9 protein-coding genes are annotated in these 7,877 nt (G+C 65.4%); 3 read left to right on the top strand and 6 right to left on the bottom strand.

The features are described 5' to 3' along the window. Positions 1 to 102: 102 nt before the first annotated feature. Positions 103 to 1,029: a 4-hydroxybenzoate octaprenyltransferase gene (gene ubiA / locus IE125_RS05005; protein ID WP_189443535.1), complete on the bottom strand. Its 927-nt coding sequence runs from the start codon at positions 1,027 to 1,029 to the stop codon at positions 103 to 105. A 31-nt stretch (positions 1,030 to 1,060) separates the two neighbouring features. After that, positions 1,061 to 1,711, bottom strand: a complete 651-nt coding sequence (locus IE125_RS05000) for a chorismate--pyruvate lyase family protein (RefSeq protein ID WP_229808929.1) — start codon at positions 1,709 to 1,711, stop codon at positions 1,061 to 1,063. 113 nt (positions 1,712 to 1,824) lie between these two features. Here IE125_RS05000 and IE125_RS04995 point away from each other — a divergent pair, with 113 nt between their 5' ends. The 3 genes from IE125_RS04995 to IE125_RS04985 all read left to right on the top strand — a co-directional run bounded on the left by IE125_RS04995 (position 1,825) and on the right by IE125_RS04985 (position 4,002). Then, the gene (locus IE125_RS04995; protein ID WP_189443534.1) at positions 1,825 to 3,015 is read left to right on the top strand and encodes an NAD(P)/FAD-dependent oxidoreductase; all 1,191 of its coding nucleotides are present in this window, start codon (positions 1,825 to 1,827) and stop codon (positions 3,013 to 3,015) included. A gap of 209 nt (positions 3,016 to 3,224) precedes the next feature. Then, on the top strand, positions 3,225 to 3,500 hold the full coding sequence (locus IE125_RS04990; protein ID WP_035472794.1) for an HU family DNA-binding protein: 276 nt from the start codon (positions 3,225 to 3,227) through the stop codon (positions 3,498 to 3,500). A gap of 145 nt (positions 3,501 to 3,645) precedes the next feature. After that, the gene (locus tag IE125_RS04985; RefSeq protein ID WP_189443533.1) at positions 3,646 to 4,002 is read left to right on the top strand and encodes a hypothetical protein; all 357 of its coding nucleotides are present in this window, start codon (positions 3,646 to 3,648) and stop codon (positions 4,000 to 4,002) included. 183 nt (positions 4,003 to 4,185) lie between these two features. Here the strand turns inward: IE125_RS04985 and IE125_RS04980 are convergent, their stop codons facing one another. From IE125_RS04980 to trpB, 4 genes are all read right to left on the bottom strand, one after another. Next, positions 4,186 to 4,797 (bottom strand): YceI family protein, encoded by a 612-nt coding sequence (locus IE125_RS04980; protein ID WP_189443532.1) that lies wholly within the window; start codon positions 4,795 to 4,797, stop codon positions 4,186 to 4,188. A gap of 128 nt (positions 4,798 to 4,925) precedes the next feature. Beyond that, a complete protein-coding gene (locus tag IE125_RS04975) occupies positions 4,926 to 5,639 on the bottom strand; it encodes a pirin family protein (RefSeq protein ID WP_189443531.1) in 714 nt (237 codons plus the stop codon). A 146-nt stretch (positions 5,640 to 5,785) separates the two neighbouring features. Further along, positions 5,786 to 6,625, bottom strand: coding sequence for a tryptophan synthase subunit alpha (trpA, locus tag IE125_RS04970; protein WP_189443530.1), 840 nt, complete (start codon positions 6,623 to 6,625; stop codon positions 5,786 to 5,788). Continuing rightward, positions 6,622 to 7,851 carry a tryptophan synthase subunit beta gene (trpB, locus tag IE125_RS04965; RefSeq protein ID WP_189443529.1) on the bottom strand — a complete coding sequence of 410 codons (1,230 nt, stop codon included), beginning with the start codon at positions 7,849 to 7,851 and terminating at the stop codon, positions 6,622 to 6,624. The genes trpA and trpB overlap by 4 nt, the downstream gene beginning before the upstream one ends. Positions 7,852 to 7,877: the final 26 nt, after the last annotated feature.

The following is a 7,877-nucleotide window of genomic DNA, read 5'->3' as shown; positions in this document are numbered from 1 at the left end:
CCCGCCGGCCGTGACAGAACGGTGACGATTACATCGTGAAAATATGACAGCGATATGACAGTCGCGCCAACCTGACCGCTGCGATGGCCGCCGAGCGGTGGTCTACACCACCGGCCAGAGGGTCAGCACCAGCCCGGCGAACACCAGCAGACCGGACCAGAAATTGTTGAGAAAGGCGCGAAAGCAGGGGTCGCGCTGGCGATGACGAATCAGCCACTGCTGATAGACGAAGGTGGCCGCCATGGCGGCTAGTCCGAGCCAGAAGAAGCCGCCCAGCGTCATGCGTACGCCGATCCAGCCGAGCAGCACGAGGGTCACGAGCTGCAGCAGGCCGATGATCAGCTTGTCGGCGCGGCCGAACAGTCGCGCAGTGGACTTGATCCCGATCTTGATGTCGTCATCACGGTCGACCATGGCGTACTCGGTGTCGTAGGCGACGGTCCAGGCGACATTGGCGACCAGCAGCAGCCATGCTTCCAGCGGCACGTGAAGCGTGATCGCCATGAATGCCATCGGAATGCCCCACGAGAAGGCCATGCCCAGCACCACCTGTGGCAGGTGGGTGTAGCGCTTCATGAACGGATAGATCGAGGCCAGCGCGGCGCCGCCAAAGGAGAGCAGGATGGTTTGCCAGTTGGTGAAGCAGACCAGCACGAAGGCGGCGGCGACCAGTGTCACGAACAGGCCCTTCGCCTCGCGCTCGTGGATGCGGCCCGTCGCCAGCGGACGGGCTTTCGTGCGTTTGACGTGTCCGTCGAAGTGGCGATCGGCGTAGTCGTTGACCACGCAGCCGGCGGCGCGCATCAGATAGACACCGATGACGAAGATCAAAAGCGTCGGTCGATCCGGCAACCCCTCGGCAGCGAGCCACAGCGCCCACAGCGTCGGCCACATCAGAAGCCAGGTGCCGATCGGCTTGTCCAGCCGCGTCAGACGCAGGAAGTCGGGCAGGCGAGCGAGGCCGCGGGGCCGGGCGGCTGAATCATCGTCGCCGTGTGAGCGGGCGGCTGAATCGTTGGCGCTGGACATGGCAATCTCCGTGACGGCGGGCGCAGCGACCTTATCGCAGTTGCGCCTCGGCTTCGAGCGCTGCGCGCCGCGTGATGCCGAGCTGGCGATCCAGCCCGAGATCCTCGGCCATTTCGAATCGGAAACACTCCTGGACCAGCAGCTCGATGGCGCCGTGGCGAAACCGCGAGCGACGTATCCAGTCGCCGGCCGCCGCTGGGCCGAGGCGCGCCAGCTCGATCGGACCGCGCTCGAGATCCGGCTGCGCAAACAGCCAGCTTCCCAGCGAGCGTTCTCCCAGCGTGCGCAGTCGCCGCCGCCCGATATGCGTGAGCGGGGCCACCGAGCGCGCGCTGACCCACGCGCGCTCGCCGCTCATCAGCGCTACTTCACGGACCCAAGCGACCCGGTCAGTTGGCATTCCCAGCGCCTGCGCTTCGTCGCGGTAAGGTCGCGCGATGCCCTGGCGCAGCAGACGGACGCTGAACGATGCCGGCGAGGCGGCGACGAGGCGGGCGGTCAGCGAGTCGGTCGAGGCGAGCCAGCGCCACCACGCGGCACTCAGGCGGAAACGCTGCGCCCGTGCCGGTATCCAGGCCGGTGGCGTCGCGCCGCGCGAGCGATGACGCGCTGCCTCATGGGAGGCTGCGTGGTTCGAGGCCGCTTGGTTGGAGGCAGCAGTGGAGAGGGAAACTGATGACACGCAGGGCTCCGCACAGAGAGATTGCCGGACCGCGCGCCTCGGCGGTGGCCTCGTGAATCGGCGCGTAGTGTACCATGGCGGTTCGATTCACCGAGCGACACGACGAGCGACGCATGCCGCGATTTGACGATCGACGAGGAGAGTGGAACCCGCTGGTGATCATCGGCAGCGGGATGGCGGGTATCGGGTTGGCGCGGGCGGTTCGCGCCCGTGACACCGCGCGTGACATCACCCTGATCAGCGCTGACAGCGGTGACGAGTACACCAAACCCCTGCTCTCCAGCGCCTTCGCCAAGCACCAGACGGCAGAGCAGCTGGCATCGCGGGATGCCGTCGGCGTCGCTGAGGCGCTCGACGTGCGAATCCGCACCCACACCCCGGTCGACGCCATCGAGCCCGACAGCCGCTGCCTGCGGATTGGCGCCGAGCGCGTGCCCTACGCGCAGTTGGCGATCGCGACCGGCGCGGCGCCACGCCAGCCGTTTTCTCTGTCGGCCGCCGTATCGACGCGGGTCTTCCAGATCAACGATCTCGACGACTATCGCCGTTTTCGCGCTGTGCTCGACTCGCATCCGGGCCAGCGTGCCCGCGTCGCCATCATCGGTGCCGGGCTGGTCGGCTGCGAATATGCCAACGATCTTCACGCCGGGGGGCACCGCGTAGCCCTGATCGCGCCGGAGTCCGCACCGCTGCCGCGCCTGCTGCCTCACCCGCTCGGCACGGCGCTTGGCGAAGCGTTCGCGCAGGCCGGCATCGACTGTCGCTTCGGACGCACCATCGAGTCGTTCCACGACAGCGGCGAGAGCGTGACCCTCGCGCTGGATGACGGCGAACGTCTCGACGCCGACCTGATCCTGCTGGCGACGGGTCTGGCCCCGCGCACGGCGCTAGCGGCCGCAGCCGGGCTTGCGGTGACGGAAGCCGGCATCGTCACCGATCGCTATCTGGCAACCAGCGATCCGAGTATCTTCGCGCTGGGTGACGTCGCCTGCGTCGATGGGCTCAACGCGATGTACGTGCAGCCGCTGCAGGCGAGTATCAAGGCGCTGGCCGCCACGCTCTGCGCCACGCCGACGGCGGTCACCTATGGCGCCTGGCCCGTGGTGGTCAAGACACCGCTGCTGCCGTGCGTGGCGTTACCGCCGAGAGAGATGCCCGCCCGCTGGCGGATCGAGGGGGAGGCAGAAGACTTCAGCGCCTATGCCGAAGACGAGGCCGGCCGCCTGCTCGGGTTTGCCCTCACCGGGCGCTGCGTTCGTCGTAAAGTCGAACTGGCGCGAGCTGCACCCCCGTTGCTAGGCTAGCGACGGTGGCCTTCGCGGCGTCGGACAGGAATCAGCGGCGTCAGCGACGAACCAGTTGCGTTAGCCATGAATGTCATTCGACGCTGGACAAACCGCGTCCCGAGCTGCGTATCATGCGCTCGGAGGGCAGTTCGCTCTCATCGAGAACAACAACTCGTTACCGATGCGAGGCGTGTCGAGTGACGCTATTGCCAAACCAGGAGGGCTCTATGCGTAAGCCAGAACTCGCTGCGGCGATTGCCGAGCGTGCGGATCTTTCGAAGGACAAGGCCAGTCAGGTGCTCAACGTCATTCTCGACGAGATCACCGGTACGGTTTCCAAGGGTAGCGACGTCACCCTCATCGGGTTCGGTTCCTTCACGGTCCGCGAGCGTGCCGCGCGCACGGGCAAGAACCCGCAGACCGGCAAACCGTTGAACATCCCCGCCAGCAAGACCGTGGCTTTCAAGCCCGGCAAGGCTCTCAAGGACGCTGTCAGCAAGTAACGCGCAGACGCTTCCCGACCGTGGCCGGCCAAAGGCTCGGTTCAGGGCTCGCTCATCCGCCAGTGAGCGACGCAGCGGCCGATCTACCTCCAATGGGTGGGTCGGCTTTCTTGATTCCCCCGCGCGATCACCGAGGTAAGGTGGCATGAAACTCAAGCTGATGCTGTGGTGGCTGGGCGTGCTGCAGAAGCGCGCGTTGAAGCGAAAGGCGGCGTTTCGCGAAGGGGTGGAACGGCTCGAACGCTTCGACTGGGGCGTCGGGACCGAGGATCTCTCGATTGCCCGGCACTATCGCCTCACGCCCAGGGCGGTGGAGAGTCATGCCGGCCTGCCGGTCGACCTGGCCCTCGAGCTCCGATTTCGCGACGCCGACAGCGCCACCCGGTTTCTGCGCAAGCCGTCTCAGCGTGCCTTCCGCGAAGGGTTGTTCGGCGGCAACCTCAGGCTGGTCGGCGATTCCCGTGACCTGGAACGACTGCAGGGCTTGCTCAAGTATCTTTGAGCTACGAGCTACGAGCTACGAGCTACGAGCTACGAGCTACGAGCTACGAGCTACGAGCTACGAGCTACGAGCTACGAGCTACGAGCTACGAGCGCCCGAACGGCAACGCCCCCTGACGGAACGAACTGTCAGGGGGCGTTTTTGCAGGCGGGTGACGTCACCCTCTGAGTCTTGCGTGCGCGCTCACTGTGCGTCGGAGGACTTGGCCGCCTCGGCCTCGCTGGAGAGGCGAATCAGGATATCATCGCTGACACTCGGCACGTACTGATCGAGACCGAACTCGCTGCGCTGGATCGTCGTCTCGGCATCGAAGCCGAGCGCCGGCACCTTCGCCATCGGATGTTCACCGACGTTGTTGAGCGTGGCATGCAGCACGACCGGTTTGGTCACGCCCTTGATCGTCAGGTCGCCGTGAACGTCATAGGTTTGGTCACCGGTCGACTCGATCTCGGTGCTCTTGAAGGTCGCCTCGGGATACTGCGCGACATCGAAGTAGGCCTCGCCCAGAAATTCCTGAGTCAATGCCGGCACCTGGGTATCGACGGTCTTGACCGGAATCGTCACATCGACGCTGGAGTTCTCCACATCGTCGGCGTCGAACTGGATGGTGCCCTTGACGTCCGAGAAGTTCGCGGTCGGGTGGGAGAAGCCGAAGTGGCTCCAGGACATGACGACGCTGGTGTGGGTGGGGTCCATCTGATAGGTGACCGTATCGGCCATGGCCGAGCTGGCGCCGGTGCCGGCAATCAGAGCGACACTCAGGGCCGCGGATCGGATCAGGGGGCTGGAAAACATGGAAAACTCCTTTGGCATTCGCGATTGACGAGTCGGGTGCTGTGCAGATCATCGAGGACGCAAGTCATCGAATGGTCTCGCCGCGCGTTTGGCGGCGAGACCTGTGCTGAAAGGCGTTTTGGGCCTGTTTACTGCAGGTTGACGGTCGGCAGATCGAATACCAGGACCTCGGCATCCTCGCCGCCCGCGAGGGTGACTTCTGGCTCGTCGGCCAGCATCAGCGCATCGCCGGCCTCGAGTCGCTCGCCGTTGACCATGAGGCGTCCGCGGGCGACATGCACGTAACCCTGGCGTCCGCCAGCCAGCGGCACGCTGACACGCTCTTCGCCGTCGATCAGTGCCGCATAGATCGAGGCGTCCTGAGCGAGCTCGAGCGAGCCATCGCGACCGTCTGCCGAGAGTATCAGGCACGGTTTGCCGCGTTTGTCGGCTTCGGTGAAATCCTTCTCGGCATAGTTTGGCGTCAGGTTGCGCTCACGCGGGAACAGCCAGATCTGCAGAAAATGTACCGGTTCGCTGTCGGAGTGGTTGAACTCGCTGTGCTCCACGCCGCTACCGGTCGTCATGATCTGCACGCGTCCCGGGCCGATCGACGAGCCGTTGCCGAGCGTGTCGCGATGGGCAAGCTCTCCGCTCAGCACGTAGGAGAAGATCTCCATGTCGCGATGGCCGTGCTGACCGAACCCCTGGCCGGGCGCGACGCGGTCCTCGTTGATGACCCGCAGCACACTGAAATGGACGTGCTCCGGGTCGTGGTAACCGGCAAAGGAAAAGGTGTGATAGCTCTTCAGCCAGCCGTGATCGGCGTAGCCGCGTTCGTTACTGCGTCGAAGCGTCAACATGGGCTGTCTCCTGTAACGGATCATCGGTTGGGCGAAGCCATCCGATGCGGTGATGGAAACAGTTTAGCGGTTAGATAATCGAACAAAAGCGGCTTTTTACGCACGAATTCGTGCATAAAAACGAATGTATGGAGGCGAAAGGGCTATCACGATCGCGCCTCGCGAACCGCTTTCGCGAGTTCGCGTGTCAGCGCCAGGGCGGCATCGACGCCCTCATCCGCGAGCCGCTCGACCAGGGCGCTGCCGACCACGACCGCATCCGCGATTCTGGCGGCGCCGCTGGCGCTTCCGGCATCGCGCACGCCGAAACCGATCGCGACGGGCAGTGCGCGGTGTCGCCTGAGCGCGATGACCTGGCGTTCGAGCGCGTCTGCGTGGTCGAGATCAAGCGCCCGGCTGCCGGTGACCCCGTTGAACGCGATGCGGTAGACGAAGCCGTCACCCTGGGCCAGCAGCGCCGGCAGACGTTCGCCCGGCGTGGTCGGTGCCACCAGCGGTATGCGTGCCAGGCCGAGATCGCGCGCCTGGGCAGTGAGCGTGGCGCCATGTTCGTATGGCAGATCGACCAGAATCAGCCCGTCGATGCCGGCCTCTGCGGCGGCTTCGAGAAAGCGACGCTCGCCGTAGCGCACGAGCGGGTTGAGATAGCCCATCAGCACCAGCGGCGTTCGATCGTCCTGACGGCGGAAATCACGCACCAGGTCGAGCGTGCGCGCGAGTGTCTGGCCTCCCTTCAACGCGCGCTGGCCGGCACGCTGGATCGCCACGCCATCCGCCATCGGGTCACTGAATGGCATGCCCAGCTCGATGATATCGGCGCCGGCAGCGGGCAACTGCTCGAGCAGCGCGCGACTGGTATCGAGGTCGGGGTCTCCGGCCATGACGTAGGTCACCAGGGCGCCGCGCTGTTGTGCGCGGCATCGCTCGAAGCAGCGCGCGAGGCGAGAGTCGGTCTGAATCTCGGTGTCGCTTACCGTGGGGATCATGCGCGGTTCTCCTCACTGACGAGATGATCGATGATGGTTTTCATGTCCTTGTCGCCGCGACCGCTCAGGCAGACGATGAGCGATTGGGTGGGTGGGCGAGACGCTGCCTGCCGCCCCGCTTCGGCGAGCGCATGGGCGGATTCCAGTGCCGGCAGGATGCCCTCCAGCCGGCAGCAGAGCGCGACGGCGGCCAGCGCCTCGTCGTCCTTCGCGGTCACGTAGCGCGCGCGACCGCTATCGTGCAGCCAGGCGTGTTCGGGCCCGATACCGGGGTAGTCGAGACCGGCGGAGATCGAATGGGCATCCAGGATCTGACCGTCGTCGTCCTGCAGCAGATAGGTGCGGTTGCCGTGAAGAATACCCGGTGAACCGCCGTTGAGACTCGCCGCGTGCCGGCCGCTATCGAGCCCCTCCCCGCCAGCTTCGACGCCGATCATCTCGACCGCATCGGCGAGAAACGGATGAAACAGTCCCATGGCATTGGAACCGCCGCCAACGCAGGCGATCAGCGCCGTCGGCAGTCGACCGGTCTGCGCCAGTATCTGTTCGCGCGCTTCGCGCCCGATCGTCGATTGAAAGTCGCGCACCATGCGCGGATAGGGCGCCGGACCCGCGACCGTGCCGATGACGTAGAAGGTGTCGTCAACACCCGCGACCCAGGCACGCAGCGCCTCGTTCATCGCATCCTTGAGCGTCGCGGTGCCGCTCGTCACGGCAATGACCTCGGCACCGAGCAGGCGCATGCGCTGGACGTTGGGCTGCTGGCGCTCGATATCCGTCGCCCCCATGTAGACCGTGCACCGCATGCCGAGCCGCGCGGCGACGGTCGCCACGGCCACTCCGTGCATGCCCGCTCCGGTCTCGGCGATCAGCCGATTGCGGCCCATGCGTCTGGCCAGTAGTGCCTGACCGAGTGCGTTATTGATCTTATGCGCGCCGGTGTGATTCAAGTCCTCGCGCTTCAGATAGAGGCGCGCGCCGCCGAAATGCTCGGTCAGGCGCTCGGCGAAGTAGAGCGGCGTCGCCCGGCCGACATAGTCGCGCTGCAGCGCTGCCAGCTCGGCGTTGAATTCCGGGTCATCTCGGGCGGCGTCGTAGGCGGCCTCGATCTCACCGATCAGAGGCATCAGGGTTTCGGCGACATAGCGCCCGCCATAACGGCTTCGGGACTCGCCATCGGGGCCAACGTTGCAAAAAAAGCCATTACTATCGGGAAATTCGCGCATTGCGGTCGCTCCAGCGAGATCGATGA

Origin of the sequence: Salinicola rhizosphaerae, from assembly GCF_014652715.1 — a bacterium.
GTDB lineage: Bacteria > Pseudomonadota > Gammaproteobacteria > Pseudomonadales > Halomonadaceae > Salinicola > Salinicola rhizosphaerae.
This window is presented reverse-complemented; position numbering and strand designations above follow the sequence as displayed.

Excerpts from the sequence above, each read along its gene's own strand:
- trpB (WP_189443529.1), bottom strand. The coding sequence starts at position 7,851 with ATGCGCGAATTTCCCGATAGTAATGGCTTTTTTTGCAACGTTGGCCCC.
- IE125_RS04990 (WP_035472794.1), top strand. The coding sequence starts at position 3,225 with ATGCGTAAGCCAGAACTCGCTGCGGCGATTGCCGAGCGTGCGGATCTT.
- IE125_RS04975 (WP_189443531.1), bottom strand. The coding sequence starts at position 5,639 with ATGTTGACGCTTCGACGCAGTAACGAACGCGGCTACGCCGATCACGGC.
- trpA (WP_189443530.1), bottom strand. The coding sequence starts at position 6,625 with ATGATCCCCACGGTAAGCGACACCGAGATTCAGACCGACTCTCGCCTC.
- IE125_RS04985 (WP_189443533.1), top strand. The coding sequence starts at position 3,646 with ATGAAACTCAAGCTGATGCTGTGGTGGCTGGGCGTGCTGCAGAAGCGC.
- ubiA (WP_189443535.1), bottom strand. The coding sequence starts at position 1,029 with ATGTCCAGCGCCAACGATTCAGCCGCCCGCTCACACGGCGACGATGAT.
- IE125_RS04980 (WP_189443532.1), bottom strand. The coding sequence starts at position 4,797 with ATGTTTTCCAGCCCCCTGATCCGATCCGCGGCCCTGAGTGTCGCTCTG.
- IE125_RS04995 (WP_189443534.1), top strand. The coding sequence starts at position 1,825 with ATGCCGCGATTTGACGATCGACGAGGAGAGTGGAACCCGCTGGTGATC.